This window comes from Microbacterium jepli (genome assembly GCF_047237905.1).
In the GTDB taxonomy this organism is placed as follows: Bacteria; Actinomycetota; Actinomycetes; order Actinomycetales; family Microbacteriaceae; genus Microbacterium.
In genome coordinates this window covers 2,557,714-2,573,219 of the sequence record NZ_JBDFLW010000005.1, presented here as the reverse complement: position 1 = coordinate 2,573,219, position 15,506 = coordinate 2,557,714, and the positions used below count along the sequence as shown (strand labels likewise).

17 protein-coding genes are annotated in these 15,506 nt (G+C 71.5%); 5 read left to right on the top strand and 12 right to left on the bottom strand.

What is annotated here, in order from left to right:
* The first annotated feature begins 4 nt into the window (after positions 1-4).
* Together ABC304_RS16495 and ABC304_RS16490 are read left to right on the top strand one after the other, a co-directional pair.
* Positions 5-718, top strand: a complete 714-nt coding sequence (locus ABC304_RS16495; protein ID WP_412932427.1) for a uracil-DNA glycosylase — start codon at positions 5-7, stop codon at positions 716-718.
* A gap of 9 nt (positions 719-727) precedes the next feature.
* Entirely contained in the window at positions 728-1,369 is a 642-nt protein-coding gene (locus ABC304_RS16490) for a GNAT family N-acetyltransferase (RefSeq protein ID WP_412932425.1), read from the top strand.
* A gap of 63 nt (positions 1,370-1,432) precedes the next feature.
* Here the strand turns inward: ABC304_RS16490 and ABC304_RS16485 are convergent, their stop codons facing one another.
* The 8 genes from ABC304_RS16485 to ABC304_RS16450 all read right to left on the bottom strand — a co-directional run bounded on the left by ABC304_RS16485 (position 1,433) and on the right by ABC304_RS16450 (position 8,946).
* Complete coding sequence (locus ABC304_RS16485) at positions 1,433-1,756, bottom strand: protealysin inhibitor emfourin (protein WP_412932423.1); 324 nt, start codon at positions 1,754-1,756, stop codon at positions 1,433-1,435.
* Positions 1,737-2,810, bottom strand: a complete 1,074-nt coding sequence (locus ABC304_RS16480; protein ID WP_412932421.1) for a M4 family metallopeptidase — start codon at positions 2,808-2,810, stop codon at positions 1,737-1,739. Before ABC304_RS16480 ends, ABC304_RS16485 begins: the two co-directional genes overlap by 20 nt.
* A 73-nt stretch (positions 2,811-2,883) precedes the next feature.
* A complete protein-coding gene (locus ABC304_RS16475) occupies positions 2,884-3,696 on the bottom strand; it encodes an ABC transporter ATP-binding protein (protein WP_412932419.1) in 813 nt (270 codons plus the stop codon).
* The gene (locus ABC304_RS16470) at positions 3,693-4,481 is read right to left on the bottom strand and encodes an ABC transporter ATP-binding protein (RefSeq protein WP_412932417.1); all 789 of its coding nucleotides are present in this window, start codon (positions 4,479-4,481) and stop codon (positions 3,693-3,695) included. The genes ABC304_RS16475 and ABC304_RS16470 overlap by 4 nt, the downstream gene beginning before the upstream one ends.
* Positions 4,478-5,371, bottom strand: a complete 894-nt coding sequence (locus tag ABC304_RS16465; protein WP_412932415.1) for an ABC transporter permease — start codon at positions 5,369-5,371, stop codon at positions 4,478-4,480. Before ABC304_RS16465 ends, ABC304_RS16470 begins: the two co-directional genes overlap by 4 nt.
* Positions 5,371-6,318 (bottom strand): ABC transporter permease, encoded by a 948-nt coding sequence (locus ABC304_RS16460; protein WP_412932413.1) that lies wholly within the window; start codon positions 6,316-6,318, stop codon positions 5,371-5,373. The genes ABC304_RS16465 and ABC304_RS16460 overlap by 1 nt, the downstream gene beginning before the upstream one ends.
* A 9-nt stretch (positions 6,319-6,327) precedes the next feature.
* Entirely contained in the window at positions 6,328-7,839 is a 1,512-nt protein-coding gene (locus tag ABC304_RS16455) for an ABC transporter substrate-binding protein (protein WP_412932411.1), read from the bottom strand.
* A 138-nt stretch (positions 7,840-7,977) separates the two neighbouring features.
* The gene (locus ABC304_RS16450) at positions 7,978-8,946 is read right to left on the bottom strand and encodes an alpha/beta fold hydrolase (RefSeq protein WP_412932409.1); all 969 of its coding nucleotides are present in this window, start codon (positions 8,944-8,946) and stop codon (positions 7,978-7,980) included.
* 263 nt (positions 8,947-9,209) lie between these two features.
* On the opposite strand from ABC304_RS16450, the gene ABC304_RS16445 reads away from it, so the two are divergent.
* From ABC304_RS16445 to ABC304_RS16435, 3 genes are all read left to right on the top strand, one after another.
* Positions 9,210-9,686: a carboxymuconolactone decarboxylase family protein gene (locus ABC304_RS16445; protein ID WP_412932407.1), complete on the top strand. Its 477-nt coding sequence runs from the start codon at positions 9,210-9,212 to the stop codon at positions 9,684-9,686.
* Positions 9,686-10,405 (top strand): tyrosine-protein phosphatase, encoded by a 720-nt coding sequence (locus ABC304_RS16440; protein WP_412932405.1) that lies wholly within the window; start codon positions 9,686-9,688, stop codon positions 10,403-10,405. The genes ABC304_RS16445 and ABC304_RS16440 overlap by 1 nt, the downstream gene beginning before the upstream one ends.
* A gap of 70 nt (positions 10,406-10,475) precedes the next feature.
* On the top strand, positions 10,476-10,937 hold the full coding sequence (locus ABC304_RS16435; RefSeq protein ID WP_412932403.1) for an SIP domain-containing protein: 462 nt from the start codon (positions 10,476-10,478) through the stop codon (positions 10,935-10,937).
* Positions 10,938-11,036: 99 nt separating this feature from the next.
* Here ABC304_RS16435 and ABC304_RS16430 read toward each other — a convergent pair whose 3' ends face one another.
* The 4 genes from ABC304_RS16430 to ABC304_RS16415 form a co-directional block, all read right to left on the bottom strand.
* A complete protein-coding gene (locus ABC304_RS16430; RefSeq protein ID WP_412932401.1) occupies positions 11,037-11,492 on the bottom strand; it encodes a Fe-S oxidoreductase in 456 nt (151 codons plus the stop codon).
* Positions 11,489-12,304, bottom strand: coding sequence for an arginase family protein (locus tag ABC304_RS16425; RefSeq protein ID WP_412932399.1), 816 nt, complete (start codon positions 12,302-12,304; stop codon positions 11,489-11,491). Before ABC304_RS16425 ends, ABC304_RS16430 begins: the two co-directional genes overlap by 4 nt.
* 207 nt (positions 12,305-12,511) lie before the next feature.
* Positions 12,512-13,255: a PspA/IM30 family protein gene (locus ABC304_RS16420; RefSeq protein WP_412932397.1), complete on the bottom strand. Its 744-nt coding sequence runs from the start codon at positions 13,253-13,255 to the stop codon at positions 12,512-12,514.
* An 84-nt stretch (positions 13,256-13,339) separates the two neighbouring features.
* Positions 13,340-15,391 (bottom strand): TPM domain-containing protein, encoded by a 2,052-nt coding sequence (locus ABC304_RS16415; RefSeq protein WP_412932395.1) that lies wholly within the window; start codon positions 15,389-15,391, stop codon positions 13,340-13,342.
* Between the last annotated feature and the right edge of the window lie 115 nt (positions 15,392-15,506).

Sequence of the window (15,506 nt, the reverse complement as noted above, 5' to 3'; positions counted from 1 at the left end):
GCCGGTGGCGCTATCGCTGACCGAGCTCGCCGCGTCGGGCCGGATGGACCAGGGCTGGGCCGACGCGCTCGCCCCGGTCGGGCCCGACATCGCCGCCCTCGGCGAGCGCCTGCGGGCGGAGGTCGCGGAGGGCAGGCACTACCTGCCCGCGGGCGAGAACGTGCTGCGGGTGTTCCAGCGGCCCCTGGAGGACGTGCGGGTGCTCATCGTCGGACAGGACCCGTACCCGACGCCGGGGCATCCGATCGGCCTCTCCTTCGCCGTCGACGGGCATGTGCGTCCGCTGCCCCGGAGTCTCGCGAACATCTACCAGGAGCTCGAATCCGACCTGGGCATCGCGCCCGCGCGGCACGGCGATCTGTCGGCGTGGAGCGATCAGGGCGTCATGCTGCTCAACCGCGTGCTGACCGTCGCGCCGGGCCAGCCGGCGTCCCACCGCGGGTGGGGCTGGGAGAAGGTGACCGAGCACGCGATCCGCACGCTGGTGGCGCGCGACCGGCCGCTCGTCGCGATCCTGTGGGGCAAGGATGCTGCGAACCTCCGTCCGCTGCTGGGCTCGACGCCGATCGTGGAATCCGCCCATCCGTCGCCGCTCTCAGCCCGTCGCGGGTTCTTCGGCTCGTCGCCGTTCTCCCGCACCAACGCGCTGCTGGGCGAGCAGGGCGCCGAGCCGGTCGACTGGCGGCTGCCTGCCGAGCCCGTCGCCTCCGCCGCGTAGGCTCGCAGCATGCTCGAGGAGGAATACCAGAAGCGGCGCGTGCTCCCGCGTCACCTGCGCAAGCCGCCGGTCGAGGAGGCGCCGTTCGCCTACGAGATCCGCCCCGCCCGCGAGAGCGACATCCCCGACATCCGCGAGATCTACAACTATTACGTCACCAACTCCGTGGTGACCTTCGACGAAAAGCGCTGGACCATCGCGCAATGGCGCGAGAAGTTCGCGCACCTCCACAAGCTGAAGCTGCCCTTCCTGGTTGCCGAATCGCCGTCGGGGCAGATCCTCGGCTACGCGCTGGTGCAGCCCATGTCGACCAAGTCGGCGTACCGGTTCAGCGTCGAGAACTCGATCTACCTCGGCCACGCCGCGGCGGGCAAGGGTCTCGGGCGCGCCCTCCTCGAGGCGCTCATCGAGGCGTGCGAGAACGCCGGCATCCGCGAGATCGTCGCGATCATCAGCGACAAGGGCGCGGAGGCCTCCGTCGCGCTGCACGAGCGCCTGGGCTTCGTCGAGGTCGGCCGCATGGGCCGCGTCGGCTTCAAGTTCGGGCGCTGGCTCGGCACGATCTACCTGCAGAAGCATCTGAAGCCGAAGAAGCAGTCACGATCGCTCTTCGGCCGCCGAGAGCGCGGCGAGGACGGGGACGCGGGCTGAGAGCCCTTCGCGACCTGCGGCACCCGACCGGTCAGCGCTTCGCGACCTGCCGCACCCGACCGGTCAGCGCTTCGCGACCTGCCGCACCTCGTCCACCAGCGTCCGCCACGGCCCCGCCACGGCCTGGTCGGGCAGGTCGGCCTCGCGGTGCTGCTCTCCGCAGCGGGCGCTGATGCTCCAGACGTAGCGATCGGCGCCGCGGGTCTCGCCGACCGACTCGTCCCACGGACAGCTCTCGATCAGCGTGACCCAGTGCTCCTGCTCGTCGGGGGCGGGTTCAGCACTCCAGGTCTTGCGCATGCCCGCGATGCCGCCGGTGCGCACGACGGTGACGACGACGAGAGCGGATGCCGCGGCATCCGCATCATCAGCGGTCGGTTGACTCATCCTCCAGCACGCCGACTCCTGTCCACCCCGCGCGGACGGCGTCGACGACCTCCGAGTCCTCACCGTACTCCTGGGCGGCCGCGGCCAGGGTGGCCGCCGCGAACGCCGCGAAGTCGGCGGTGGGCGACAGGTCGCCGGTGATCGTGCGGTACCAGACGAGTCCGGCGCGCTCCCACGCGTTGCCGCCCAGCGCGGTGGCCGTCAGGTAGAAGGCGTGGTTCGGGATGCCGGAGTTGATGTGCACGCCGCCGTTGTCGTCGGTCGTCTCGACGTAGTCGTCCATGTGGGCGGGCTGCGGGTCGCGGCCGAGGACGTCGTCGTCATAGGCCGTGCCGGGAGCCTTCAGCGAGCGCAGGGCTTCGCCCTGCACGGCCGGCGTGAAGATGCCCGCACCGATCAGCCAGTCGGCGGCGTCGGCCGTCTGGCCCTTCGTGTACTGCTCGGTCAGTGCGCCGAAGACGTCGGACAGCGACTCGTTGAGCGCCCCCGACTGACCCTGGTACTCGAGCCCGCCCTCGTGCTCGGTCACCCCGTGCGTGAGCTCGTGGGCGATGACCGTGAGCGAGGAGGTGAACCCGGTGAACACGTCGCCGTCGCCGTCGCCGAACACCATCTGCTCGCCGTTCCAGAAGGCGTTGTCGTAGTCCTCGCCGTAGTGGACGGTCGCGATGAGCGGGGCACCGGCGCCGTCGATGCCGCTGCGCTGGTAGGCCTCCCAGTAGAAGTCGAACGTCGCGCCCAGGCCGTCGAACGCCTGGTCGACGGCGGAGTCGCCCGAGGCGGCGTCGTCTTCGCCGCGCACGCGTGTGCCCGGGAGGTCTTCCGTGTTCTTCGCGTCGTAGATCGTGCGGTCGGCGGCAGGGGCGTTCTCGACGACGAGCGTGCCGTCGCCTTCGATCGACAGGCGCACGCGGGAGCGCTGCGGGCGAACGACGCGATCGGCCAGGAGAGTCGCCTTCGCGGCGGCCGAGGCGCGTGCCAGCGCGGGCTCGTCCGTGGCGGCCAGGCGGGCCAGGAGGTACGGGGGGATGATCCCATGCAGCGCGCTCGTCATGGTCAGAGGCTAACCCCGGCCGGCGACATCCGTCCGCCGCTCGGAGACATCGCGACACACGTCGCCGCCCGCGTCAGGAGGCGCCCGCGGAGCCCGGGTCGATGACGGGGACGGATGCCAGCAGGCGCCGCGTGTAGGCGGCCTGGGGCTGCAGCAGCACCTTCTCGGTCGGCCCCTCTTCGACGATGCGACCGTCCTTGAGCACGAGCACGTCGTCGCAGAGGTTCTGCACCACGCCGATGTCGTGCGAGACCAGCAGGAGCGTCATGCCGTCGCGCTCGCGCAGCCGCCCCAGCAGCGCCAGGATCTGTGCACGGACGGTCACGTCGAGGGCCGACAGCGGCTCGTCGCCGACCAGCAGCGTGGGGCGGTGCACGATGGCCCGGGCGAGCGCGACGCGCTGTCGTTGCCCGCCGGAGAACTCGTGGGGGAAGCGATCGGCCATGTCGGCCTCGAGTCCGACGTCCTCGAGCGTCTCGCGCACCCGCGCCCGCCGGTCGCCCTCGATCCCCAGCGCCCACAGCGGCTCGCCGACGATGCGCCCGACCGACATGCGGGGGTCGAGCGAGGCGTACGGGTCCTGGAACACGACACCGGTGGCCCGTCGCAGCCAGTGCAGCGAGCGGGCGGAGGCCGCAGCATCCACTTCTCTGCCCTCGAAGTGGACGGTGCCCGCCGTCGGGGCGTCCAGGCCCAGCAGCAGGCGGATGAGGGTGGACTTGCCCGAGCCGGACTCGCCGATGACGCCGACCGCCGACCCCGTGCGCACGTCGATGTCGGCGTCTTCGAGGGCGACCGTCGTTCGGGGGCGCTCGAAGAGGGACGTGCGGGGGAGTCGGTGGGTGCGCCCGAGCCCGCGCCCGCGCAGGAGCACGTCGTCGCTCACGAGGTGCCCTCCGGCCGCCACACCGTCGCCGTGGCGTCCCGCAGCAGCCCCTGCGTGATCGGGGACTGCGGCGCTGTCAGAAGGCGTCGGATCGGTGCGTCCTCCACGACGCGTCCGTCTGACAGCACGACCCCGTGCGTGGCGATGCGCGAGAGCACCGCGAGGTCGTGGGTGATGAACACGAGCGACATGCCGGCGTCCTCGACGAGACCGAGCAGGAGCCGCAGGATCTCGTCCTGGATGGTGACGTCCAGCGCGGTGGTGGGCTCGTCGGCGATCAGGAGGTGCGGCCGGCACGCGAGGGCCATCGCGATGGCGACCCGCTGACGCTGACCGCCGGACAGCTGGTGCGGGTAGCGGTCGACGATACGCGCCGGGTCGGGAAGGGCGACGCGCTCGGCCTCGGCGATCGCGCGCGCCTTCGCTTCGGCGCGGCTCGCCTTCTCGTGGATGCGGATCGACTCGGCGATCTGGCGGCCCACCGTGCGGATCGGGTTGAGGGCGGTGCGCGGCTCCTGGAACACGATGCCGATGTCGTCGCCGCGCAACTGCGCGAGCTCGCGGTCGGGCATGCCGATGAGTTCGCGGTCGTTCCAGCGGATGCTGCCGCCGACCTCTGCACCCGCGGGGAGCAGGCCCAGGATCGCCAGCGCCGTGAGCGACTTCCCCGATCCCGACTCTCCGATGAGGCCCAGACGGGCGCCGTCGGGCACGGCGAAGGACACCCCGTCGACGACCCGCCGGCCGTCGATGTCGATGGTGAGACCCTCTACGCGTAGGCTCATGCGACGACTCCCGGCACGTGCGTGCGGGCGCTCGCCCTGCGGCGCGACAGTGTCGGATCGGTCGCCTCGCGCAGCCCGTCGCCGAGCAGGTTGAAGCCCAGCACCGTCAGCGTGATCGCGAGCCCGGGCCAGACGACCGACAGCGGGTACACGCCGATGTAGCGCTGCAGGTCGGACAGCAGCAGACCCCACGACGGGTCGGTGAGCGAGGCGCCGAAGCCGAGGTACGACAGGCCCGCCTCGGCGAGCACCGCCACGGCCATCGCCCACGAGAGCTGCACGATGAAGACCGGTGCGACGTTGGGCAGCAGGTGACGCACGAGGTTCTGGAACGGGGTGAGCCCGACGGCGCGTCCCGCCAGCACGAAGTCGGTGTGGAGCACCCGTCGCAGCTCCGGCCGCGTGACGCGGGCGATGTTGACGCCGAAGCCGATGCCGACGGCCCAGATGACCACCCACAGCGACCGGCCCCACACCGCGGCGATCATCGTGGCGATGATGAGCACGGGGAAGGCGATGAGGATGTCGACGAGCACCGCGACCGACTCGCGCACCCATCGCACCGTCAGCGCGCCGAGGGCCGCCAGGGCGATGCCGATGACCGTCGCGATCACGCCCGCGCCGACCGCGACGAACACCGTGGTGCGCGCGCCGGCCATGAGAAGACTCAGGATGTCGCGGCCCGATCCGTCGGTGCCGAGCAGGTGCGGCCAGCTCGGCCCCGTCCACCGGGCCGAGATGTCGGTCGTCGTGGGGGAGAAGGGCGTCCAGAACAGGGCGACGAGCGCGGTCAGCGCGATGAGCAGTACGACGGCGACGCCGAAGCGTCCGGTCGACAGCGACAGCAGGCGACGGAGCCAGCCGTCGCGAAGAGCCTCGGCGGCGGACATCACGACTCCCTCTGGCGCGGGTCGATCAAGCGGTGCAGCAGGTCGACGAGGAACCCGACGAGCAGCACGAAGCCGGTGAGCACGAGCAGCTCTCCCTGCACCTTGGGGAGGTCGCGGTTGCCGACGTCGGTCACCAGCATCCGTCCGATGCCCGGCAGCGTGAAGAGCTGCTCGATCACGACGGCGCCGACCACGATGCCGGCGACCTGCAGACCGAGCACCGTGATCACCGACAGCCCCACGTTCGGCAGGCCGTGGCGCAGCAGCGCCGTGGTGCGGGTGAGGCCCTTCGCGGCCGCGGTGCGCACGTAGTCCTGCCCGATCGCCTGGAGCGTCGCGCTCCGCACGAAGCGCAGCAGCATCGCGCCCTCCACCACGCCGATGGTGAGGGCGGGGAGGATGAGGGCGCGGAGGGCGGCGCCCGGCTCGGCCCATCCGTCGCGGGGGAAGCCCTGTGCCGGGAGCCAGCCGAGCCAGACGGCGAAGACCACGACGAGCATCATGCCGGCCCAGACGACCGGCACCGCAGCCAGTGCCTGCGACGCGACGCTGAGCGCCGTGCCGCCGGGACGGCCGCGGCGCAGCGCTGACAGCACGCCGAGCGGCACGCTGATGATGAGGGCGATCGTGAGCGCGAGGATGCCCAGCGGCACCGTCACCTGAGCCTTCTGGGCGAGCTCCGTCGCGACCGACGAGCCGGTCAGCAGCGAGCTGCCGAGGTCGCCGGTCAGCACGCCGCCGATCCAGCCGAAGTACTGCGTGATCGCCGGTTCGTTGAGCCCGAGGCTCTCGCGGATGGCGGCCACCTGCGCGGGGGTGCCCTCGCTGCCCGCGATCAGCTGGGCGACGTCGCCGGGCAGCACGCGCAGCGACAGGAAGATCAGCACGCTGGCCACGAACAGCCCCACCAGGAGGAGGGCTGCCCGGGTCAGCGCGTAGCGGATCACTCCGGGAGGCTACTTCGAGACGGTCACGCCGGCGAGGTCGATGCGCGAGTTGATCGAGTCGACGGGGAAGCCGCTGACGGTGGACTGCACCGCCGTGATCGTCGCGCCGTTGTACAGCCAGTCGGCCGCGCTGTCCTCCGACACGATCTTCGCGGCCTGCTTCAGCAGGTCGGCCGACTCGTCGGGGTCGACCGTGGCGAGCGCCTCCTGATACAGCTTCTGCACGTCGGGGTTGTCGTAGCCGAAGTAGTAGTCGGGGTTGGCGAAGTTGCCGAAGTCGCGGGGCTCGACGTGCAGCACGAAGCTCAGGTCGTAGTCGCGGTTCGTGTAGACGTCCTGCAGCCACGTCGAGAACTCGACCGCGTCGACGGTCAGGTCGACGCCCACGGCCTCGAAGTCCGACACGAGCACCTGCGGCACGGTGGTGCCGTAGAAGGACGGGATCGTCAGGGTCAGCTCGAGGTTCTCGGCGCCGGCCTCCTTGAGGAGCTCCTTGGCCCGCTCGGGGTCATACGAGATCGTGCTCGAGAGGTCCTCGTACCCGGGGTCGAGCTCGGGGATCGGGCCGTACATGGTCTGGCCGGCGCCGACCGCGGTGACGAGGTCGTCGTGGTTGATCGCCAGGCGCAGCGCTTCGCGCACGCGCTTGTCGTCGAGCGGGGCCTTCTTGTTGTTGAACGCCAGGGTCGCCTTGTCGGTGGTCTTGCCCGTCGTGAGGCTGAAGCCTTGCGCGCCGTCGAGCTGCGGGGCGAGCGTGGGGTCGACCGCGGTCAGCACGTCGAGGCTGCCGTCCAGCGCTGCGTTCACACCGGCGGTGAAGTCGGGGATGTACTGCAGGACGACGGATGCCACGCCCGCCGGCTCTCCCCAGTACGCGTCATTGCGGGCGAGCTCGAGGCTGTCGCCCTGGTTCCAACGCGTGAGGGTGAACGGGCCCGTGCCGTTCTCGGCCGTCTTGAGGTCGGTGGTGTCGCCCGCCTTGACGACGAGGCCGGCCGGGCCGGTGAGATTGAACAGGAAGTTCTGGTCGGGCGTCGTCAGGGTCACGACGACCTTGTCCGCGCCGTCGGCGGCGATGCTCGCGACGTTCGCGAAGTCGGCGTGACCGATGATCGTCTCGTCGTCCTTGACCTGTGTGAAGGAGGAGACCACATCGTCGACCGTGAGGGGGTCGCCGCTGTGGAAAGCGACTCCCTGCGCGAGGGTGAAGGTGTAGGTCAGTCCGTCGTCGGAGACGGTGTGGTCCGTCGCGAGCGCGTTCTCGACCTCGTTGTCCTGCGACCGGCTGACGAGCCCCTCGTAGACGTTGCCGATGAGCACCTGCTCGAGGGCGGCGCCACTGGTGTGGCGGATGTCGAGGTTCGACGGCTCGAGCACGAGGCCGACCCGGAGGGTGGCGCTGGAGTCCGCGGGACCCGTCGACGTCGTGGTCTCGCCGGCAGGGCTTCCGGAGCAGGCGGTCAGCAGCAGTGCGCTCGTGGTGACGAGGGCGGCGGCGGCCAGGGTGATGCGGCGACGCATGTGGGGGTCCTTTCGCGGGGCCGCGGCATCCAAAGGGGTGTGCGGATGCCGGGGAAGTCGGCGACTCGGGGGTTGGGGCAAGCCTACGGTTCCGTGCGAGACGGCGTGCAACGCGCTACATGGAACGCAACACAGGCCTCAATCCTTCCGGACGAGGCTCCGCAGGCGACGGCCGAGCTCGACGGGCAGCTCCTCCTGCACGTTGTGCCCCGACGCGACGGTCTCGATCGAGGCCGCCGGGACGCGCGCGGCGAACACCGCGGCATCCTCCTCCGTGACGTAGCCGTGGTCGCCTCGGAGAAGCGTGACGGGCGCGGAGACGGCGGCGAGGTCGTCCCAGCCGGCTTCTCCCAGGACCGCCGAGACGGCGTCGTGCGGCGCGGAGCCGGCGGCTGCAGCATCCGTCTTCGATTCTCCCGACGCGGCTGCGGCGGCTGCGGCGGCGAGATGGGCGAAGTGGTGCTTCCATTCCACGCGTCCGTCGGCGCGCACGCGGGAATTGAGGAAGACGCCGCGCTCGGCGGCCGTGCGCGAGCCGCCGAGACCGAAGGCCAGGGCGCGCTCGACGAGCTCGTCGCGGCTGGCCCAGTCGGTGGGTCCGGCGAAGAACTGTCGGATCTGGGAGGCGCCCGCGTCGGGGTCGAGGCCCGGGGTGATGTCGATGACGACCAGCTCGCTCACGAGATCGGGCCGGGATGCTGCGACCGCCGCCGCCGTCAGGCCGCCCAGCGACTGCCCGACGAGCAGCTGGGGGGTGTCGGTCCAGGCATCCATTCCGGCGGCGACATCGGCGGCGAGCACCCGGGCGACGTACGCCGCGTCGTCGCGCCATGAGGAGTCGCCGTGCCCGGGGAGGTCGATCGCCAGGGCGGGAAGTCCCATCGCCAGGATCGTGGTGTCCCAGGTGTGGGCGTTCAGCCCCGCGCCGTGCAGCAGCGTCACGACGGGGGACGCGCCGGGCGCGTCGGCCGGGGTGGTGCGGATGGCGCTCAGCCGGCGACCGTCCGGCAGAGTCAAGTCGACGCGCTCGCGGTGGGGGAGCTCGCCGTCGTGGCCGATGTCGGCGGCCTGGGCGGGCAGGAAGGAGAATTCGTCGAAGTCGGTCACGCGGCATCCTCGGTGGTGACGGGTCAGGGCCCTCCATTGTCCCCCGCGCGCGCACGGCTCGATGATGTCCCACTCCCTGCGCAACACACCGGTGACTTCCGCAGAAAGTGGGACACGGTGTACTTCCCTCGCGCGCACGGCGTGACTGTGTCCCACTCGCTGCACAACACGCCGGTGACGTCTGCAGAAAGTGGGACACAAAGATGAGTGCGGTGCTGATCAGCTCACCGGCCGGCCCGGCGGGGGCTGGCTAGGCTGGCACCATGTCGGATGAACGCCGTGTGCACCTGTCCCGATCGGCGCCGGAGGCCTACAAGGCGCTCGAGGCGTTCTCGAAGGCGGTCGGCGCCATCGCCACGGCGAACGGCATCGACGATCGCCTGAAGGAGATCGTCCAACTGCACGCGTCGCAGCTGAACGGGTGCGCCTACTGCGTACGGGTGCACGTCGACCGGGCGCTGGTCGCCGGGCTGACCGCCGACGAGATCGCGCAGCTGGCCACGTGGCGCGAGTCGGGCGTCTTCGACGAGCGCGAGCGGGCGGCGCTCGAGCTGGCGGAGGCGTTCACCTTCATCTCCGAGGAGGGCATCCCCGACGCCGTCTACGACCACGTCGGCGGCATCCTCTCGGAGCAGGAGTACGTCGGGCTGAGCTGGATCCTGGTCTCCATCAACGCCTTCAACCGCGTCACCATCGCCGGGCGCTACCCGGTGCCGCCCCGGCCGAAGGCCACCACCTGATGACCGACCAGACACTCGTCCCGGGGGCGATGAACTTCCGCGACGTCGGCGGTCTGCCCGCCGGCGACGGCCGCACCCGGTTCGGCGTGCTCTACCGCTCGGGCAATCTGGCCGCACTCGAGGAGCCCGGAACCGAGGCCTTCCGCGGGCTCGGGGTGCGCCGCATCATCGACCTGCGCGACGACGAGGAGGTCGAGCGCTCGCCGAGCCGGGTGGACGGCATGGACCTGCAGATGCAGCGCGTGCCGCTGTATCTCGGATCGATCTCGTCGTTCTTCCAGCAGGATGCGTCGCTGGCGCAGTTCTACCGCGAGATCGTCGAGGACTCCGCCGACCAGGTGGTCGAGGTCGTCCGCAGCGTGCTCGCCGATCAGCCGGTGCTCGTGCACTGTACGGTCGGGAAGGACCGCACGGGTGTCACCGTGGCCCTGACGCTGCTCGCCGCGGGCGTCGACCGGGAGGCGGTCATCGCCGACTACGCGCGCACCGAGTCGATGCTTCCCGCCGAGCGCAACGAGATGATCATCGAGCGACTGCGGGCGGCGTTCCCCGACTCCGAGAACCTCGTGGAGCTGGCGACGCGCTCGCCCGCCCACGTCATGCGCGGCCTGCTCGACGATCTGACGACGCGTTACGGCGGACCGGTGGAGTACCTCCGAGCCAAGGGGCTCCGCGACGACGAGATCGCCGAGCTGCGCCGAGTGCTCATCGAGTCCTGATCCGGCACCGCCGACGGATTCGAGTGAGGTTAGGCAACCCTTCTCTGCGGCGGGTACACTGGAGCACGCCATGTCCTCCGCCGAACACAACGCCAGCCTCTGCCGCACCGTGCGCCACGCGCGCGTGCAGCAGCTCATCACCGCTGACGAGAACGCGCTGTCCGAGCTGCAGGCCGTCCTCGCGACGCTGCCGATCTGCTCGACCGGTCGGGTGTTCATCGAGGTTCCCGACGCGTCATGGATCGGTGAGGTGAGCGCTCCCGCGCGCATGGTCGTGACGTGGCTCGATCGCTCGGCCCGCAGCGGCGCACCCGGGACCGGCCGCGCGTGCGCGACCGGCGAGGCGCTATCCCGCGCCGTCGCCGCATGGGCCGATGAGATGCTCTGCGCCGAGGACGACGCGACCCGCGTCACCCTGCTGGGCGGCTACCTCGGCACGGCTGACATCGTCGACCACCTCACCGGCCGCCTCGGCATGGCCGCCGACGCGATCCACACGCCGGAGCGCTTCGGCCTCACGACCGCGCGCTGACCTCGGCCGACCGCGCGCTGATCCCGGGCTCGGGCGCCGTTCGCGGACTGACGCCCGTGGTTCGAGTCAGAACCCGCGCGGCAACTCCCGCGGTTCCGCTCAGGACCCGCGCGGCACGTAGTTGCCGTTCTCCAGGCCCGCCTCGATCTCGAAGCGATTGCGCAGCGGATCGCGCCCGGAGAGCGAGTACAGCACCGGCATGAGGAAGCCGTAGCGGCGCCACTGCCGGGCGTGCACGGCTTCGTGCGCGATGATCGCGTCGGTCACGGGCTCGTCGCCGGTCAGGAAGCAGTCTCCGACGCACACGCCACCGCGCGGAAACGCCCACGACGGGAGTCCGCGGAAGACCCAGAGACCGCCGCGGCGCTCGATGCGCCCGGTGCTCCAGAGCGTCCCCCAGATCCAGCCGACGGTGCGGCCGTACCAGAGGCCGACGCGGCTGACGGGGGAGTCGAGCAGGACGGTCGGGATCATCCGCTCGATGCGCTTCCCGCGGGCGACGGCGCGGTCGGCGTCGGCGCGCCACAAGCGCGGGGGAGGAGGGATCGGGCTCACGCGAGCGCCCCGACCAGGCGCAGGATCGCGCCGAGGTCGTCGACGGCGGCCTCGGGCGAGGAGGGGGAGAATTCGGTGAGGGATGCTCCGGCCAGCGGCATCCGCTCACGCACCGCTCTGATCGCCGCGACCACCTGAGCCACTGTCGCTCCGAACGGCACCGGATGGGTGAGGGCACCCATCTCCCCGGGGTCGAGGACGTCGAGGTCGACGTGGATGTACACGCGCGCGGCGCCCGTCGCGGCGACGGCGTCTGCCAGCGCGGTGGGGTCGGCGAGGTCGTCGACGGTGAGCGCCGTCATCCCAGTAGCCGAGACGTAGAGCTCCTCGCCGAGGTCGAACTGGCGGGTGCCCGCCAGCACCACGCGGTCGGGGGTGATGACTTCGGCCGGCAGGCTCAGCACATCGGCGCCCTCGCCGAGGATCGCACGCAGCACCATGCCGTGGAACGCACCGGAGTCGGACGTCTCTGGGGAGTTCAGGTCGGCGTGCGCGTCGAGCCACACCACCGCCAGGTCGGGACCGGCCACGGCACCGACTCCGGCGAGCGTGACGCCGCAGTCGCCGCCGACGATGACCACGGGCTCATCCGCAGCGGCGACGGCCTCCTCGATCGCCGTGCGGACGCGAGTGAGCGAGCTCAGGCGCCGCACCCCCGACTCCAGGCTCTCTCCGGCCTCGGCCGGCACGTCGATGACGGTCGTCGTGGCACGGGGCAGGTCGCCCGCGATGGCGAGGGCGCCGTCGATGAGCTGCATCGCGCGGGAGGATGACGAGCCCTGCCACTGCGGCGCCACGATGAATCGGGTCATGGGCTCATCCTGCCCCACCACGCGCGGGCACCGAGGCCGCTCCGCGGAGGGCGAACAGCGGCGCCCGAAGGCGGACGTTTCCGCGGGTCTGGCGGCCGACCCGGCCCAGCCGGACCCGTCGCCGTCCGACCCGCGAACCACCACACCCCCACACAACGACGGGCGCCGCCCCCCGGAGGAGCGACGCCCGTCGAACGGGTCAGAGCGTCAGCTCTGGGCGCTCTCGATCGCGGCCGGAGCCTGTCCGCCCTTGAGTGCGGCGAGGCGTGCCTCGACCTCGGTCAGCTCGCCGATGTCCTCGAGCTGGTTGAACTGCGCGTCGAGGCTCGACGCGGCGAGCTCCTGCTTGCCGGCGGCGAGGGCCTCCTGGCGGCGGATCTTGTCCTCGAACCGGCCCAGCTCGCTGGTGGGGTCCATGACGTCGATCGACTTGACGGCGTCGACGACCTTGTTCTGCGCCTCGGCGGTCTTGGCGCGCGCCAGCAGCTCGGAGCGCTTCGACTTCAGCTGCTCCAGCTTCTGCTTCATGCCGTTGAGGCCATCCTTGAGCTGGTCGACGACCTGCGTCTGCGTCGCGATCTGCGGAGCCGTGGCGCGCGCCTCGTTCTCCTCGCTGATCTGACGCTGCAGGGCGATCTTGGCCAGGTTGTCGAACTTGTCGGCGTCGGCGGTGTTGCCCGCGCGGCGCAGCTCGTCGGCCTTGCGGCTGGCGGCGAGGGCCTTGTTGCCCCACTCGGTCGCCGCCTGCACGTCTTCGGCGTGGTCGCGCTCGAGCAGACGCAGGTTGCCGATCGTCTCGGCGATGGCCGACTCTGCGTCGGCGATGTTGTTCGAGAAGTCGCGCACGAGCTGATCGAGCATCTTCTGGGGGTCCTCGGCGGAGTCGAGCATCGAGTTGATGTTCGCCTTCAGGAGGGTCGAGATGCGACCGAAGATGGACTGCTTTGCCATCGGGTTTCCTTCCTATTCATGGGAGAGGTCGAGAAGTGGATCAGGACGAGGGATGCCGCACCGGCGCGGCGACGGGAGTGCGGCTCAGAAGCGGCCACCTCCTCGGCGGGCGCGGGTGCCGCCTCCGCCGAAGCTGCCGGGGCGCATGCCGCCGGACGACCGGCCTCCGCCGCCCCCGCCGAACATGCCGCCGAGTCCGCCCGAGCCGCCCAGACCGCCGAGGCCGCCTGATACGCCGGAGCGTCCGCCGCCGAGCATGGAGTTGATGACGATGCCGCCCAGCACGGCGCCCAGCATGCCGCCGCCAGAGTTGCCGCCGCCCTGGCCGCCGCCCAGCATCCCGCCGAGTCCGCCTCCGCCGCCGAAGGCGCCGACGTCGTCCTGCGCGCGCTGGATCGCCTCGGCCGACAGCTGCGCCGAGCGCTGCGCCTGCTGCAGCGCCTGCGCCGGGTCGACCGCCTGCAGCTGCTGCGCCTGCACGAGCGAGGCGCCGGCTTCGGCCAGCCGGGTGCGCGCCTCGGCGCCGACGGCGCCGCGGCGTGCCGTGATGTAGTCCTCGGCCGCCGACACCTGCGCCTGTGCTTGCAGGATGGTCTGACCGACCTGCTGGCGGGCGCGCTCGGCCTGGGCCGCGGCATCCCGCACGCCCTGCATGACCGCGTCGATCTCGGTGTTCGCCGCCTGCAGCGACTCGAGAGTCTGCAGCGGGCGCTTGTCGGTGCCGGCGCTCGCCGTCCGGGCGGCGTCCACCCGCTGGCGCGTCGAAGCGATCGCCGCGGCGACGCGCCCGTCGGCGTCGGGGAGCGTCGCGGCGGTCGCCATGTCGGCCTCGAGCTCGGCGAGGAGTGGCGCGATGCCCGCGTCGGCGGCCGCGAGATCGGCGCCGAGCTTGTCGACGGCCTGCTCCAGCAGCACGGCCTGGGCGACCGCCTCCTCCGCGGCACGGATGCCGACGGCCGCCTCGCCGCCGCGTCCGGCGCCGATGTCGGTCTCGGCCTCCGCCAGCTGGGCGTCGGCGAACGCGATGCGCTCGCGCGCCTGATCGGGGTTGTCGGCGATCGTCGCGAGGGCGTCGGAGGAGTATCGCGCGGTGAGGGCGGCGAGGGATGCTGCGGCCCCGTCGATGCCGGCGGCCGCGGTCTCCCGCGCCTCCCGCACGCGCGCGAGCGCCTCCGGTGCATTCTGCTCGAGCTTGCGCAGCTCGTCGAACGCCTCGGCCTTCTCGTCCAGTCCGTCGTTCGCCTCGCGGCACAGCTGGATGATCTGCTCGTTCCAGGCGCGCGTCTGCTCCTCGGTGTCAGGCACCTCGTCGTCGAGCTGCTGCTTCAGCGTGAAGGCCTGGGTGAGGTTCTGCGATGCGCGGGCCAGAGCCTGCTCGAATTCGGTGGTCGCAGCATCCCCGAACTGCGCCTTGGCGAAGCCGAGCTCCTGCTCGCTCGTCTTGATGGCGTCGTCGGTGGCGATGAGCGCGGACGACGCCTCGCGGGCCAGGTCCGCGGTGGAGACCTGCGGAGGACCGGCGGGAGCGGTGACCGAGGGACGTCGGCGCCTCCGGACGAGCCAGACGATGCCGAGGATCACGAGCGCGATGACGACCACCACGAGGATGCCGGTGATGACGCCGCCCCCGTCGGCACCGGTCGGGCTCGCGCCGCCGCCGGACGTGCCGAGCAGCTGGTCGACGGTGCCGGCCGCCGTGGTGGCGGCGCCGATCCAGTCGCCGGCGGTCAGCTGCGGCTTCACGGCATCCTCGACCTGGCTGACCTGCGGGACGCTCAGCGGCCCGCTGCTGTCGGCGGAGAGGTAGTACTGGCGGGAGTCGACGGCGATGGCCAGCAGATACTGCTTGGGGCCGAGGCCGTTGTCGTTCGCGAGCTGATTGGCCCAGGCCTCGCTGTCGTCCGGAGACGTGAAGGTGTCGACGTAGACCACGAAGATGTCGACACCGGTCTTGCGGTAGGTCTCGGTCATCCGCGTGCTGAGGTCGATCGCCTCCTGATCGGTGAGGACGCCCACCTCATCGGTGATGTACGAGTCGGCCAGCGGAGGCGGGGGAGTGGCGGAGGCCGCCGTCGCCGCCCCGGTGAAGACGATCGCGAGCGCCGCGGCGAGCGACACCGCCCAGCGAGCACGCATCGACTCCTCCTCCGCGGGGACTCCACAGCCGTCCCTCCGATCGAGTCTATTGACGGACCGCTTCCCGCGGGAAGCGACGGCGGCGGCTTGACGGGGCGGACGGCCCCGGGTAGGC

Bases quoted from the DNA above. Each gene is read 5' to 3' on its own strand.
- ABC304_RS16490 (WP_412932425.1), top strand. From the start codon at position 728: ATGCTCGAGGAGGAATACCAGAAGCGGCGCGTGCTCCCGCGTCACCTG.
- ABC304_RS16485 (WP_412932423.1), bottom strand. From the start codon at position 1,756: ATGAGTCAACCGACCGCTGATGATGCGGATGCCGCGGCATCCGCTCTC.
- ABC304_RS16480 (WP_412932421.1), bottom strand. From the start codon at position 2,810: ATGACGAGCGCGCTGCATGGGATCATCCCCCCGTACCTCCTGGCCCGC.
- ABC304_RS16470 (WP_412932417.1), bottom strand. From the start codon at position 4,481: ATGAGCCTACGCGTAGAGGGTCTCACCATCGACATCGACGGCCGGCGG.
- ABC304_RS16465 (WP_412932415.1), bottom strand. From the start codon at position 5,371: ATGTCCGCCGCCGAGGCTCTTCGCGACGGCTGGCTCCGTCGCCTGCTG.
- ABC304_RS16455 (WP_412932411.1), bottom strand. From the start codon at position 7,839: ATGCGTCGCCGCATCACCCTGGCCGCCGCCGCCCTCGTCACCACGAGC.
- ABC304_RS16445 (WP_412932407.1), top strand. From the start codon at position 9,210: ATGTCGGATGAACGCCGTGTGCACCTGTCCCGATCGGCGCCGGAGGCC.
- ABC304_RS16440 (WP_412932405.1), top strand. From the start codon at position 9,686: ATGACCGACCAGACACTCGTCCCGGGGGCGATGAACTTCCGCGACGTC.
- ABC304_RS16435 (WP_412932403.1), top strand. From the start codon at position 10,476: ATGTCCTCCGCCGAACACAACGCCAGCCTCTGCCGCACCGTGCGCCAC.
- ABC304_RS16425 (WP_412932399.1), bottom strand. From the start codon at position 12,304: ATGACCCGATTCATCGTGGCGCCGCAGTGGCAGGGCTCGTCATCCTCC.
- ABC304_RS16420 (WP_412932397.1), bottom strand. From the start codon at position 13,255: ATGGCAAAGCAGTCCATCTTCGGTCGCATCTCGACCCTCCTGAAGGCG.
- ABC304_RS16415 (WP_412932395.1), bottom strand. From the start codon at position 15,391: ATGCGTGCTCGCTGGGCGGTGTCGCTCGCCGCGGCGCTCGCGATCGTC.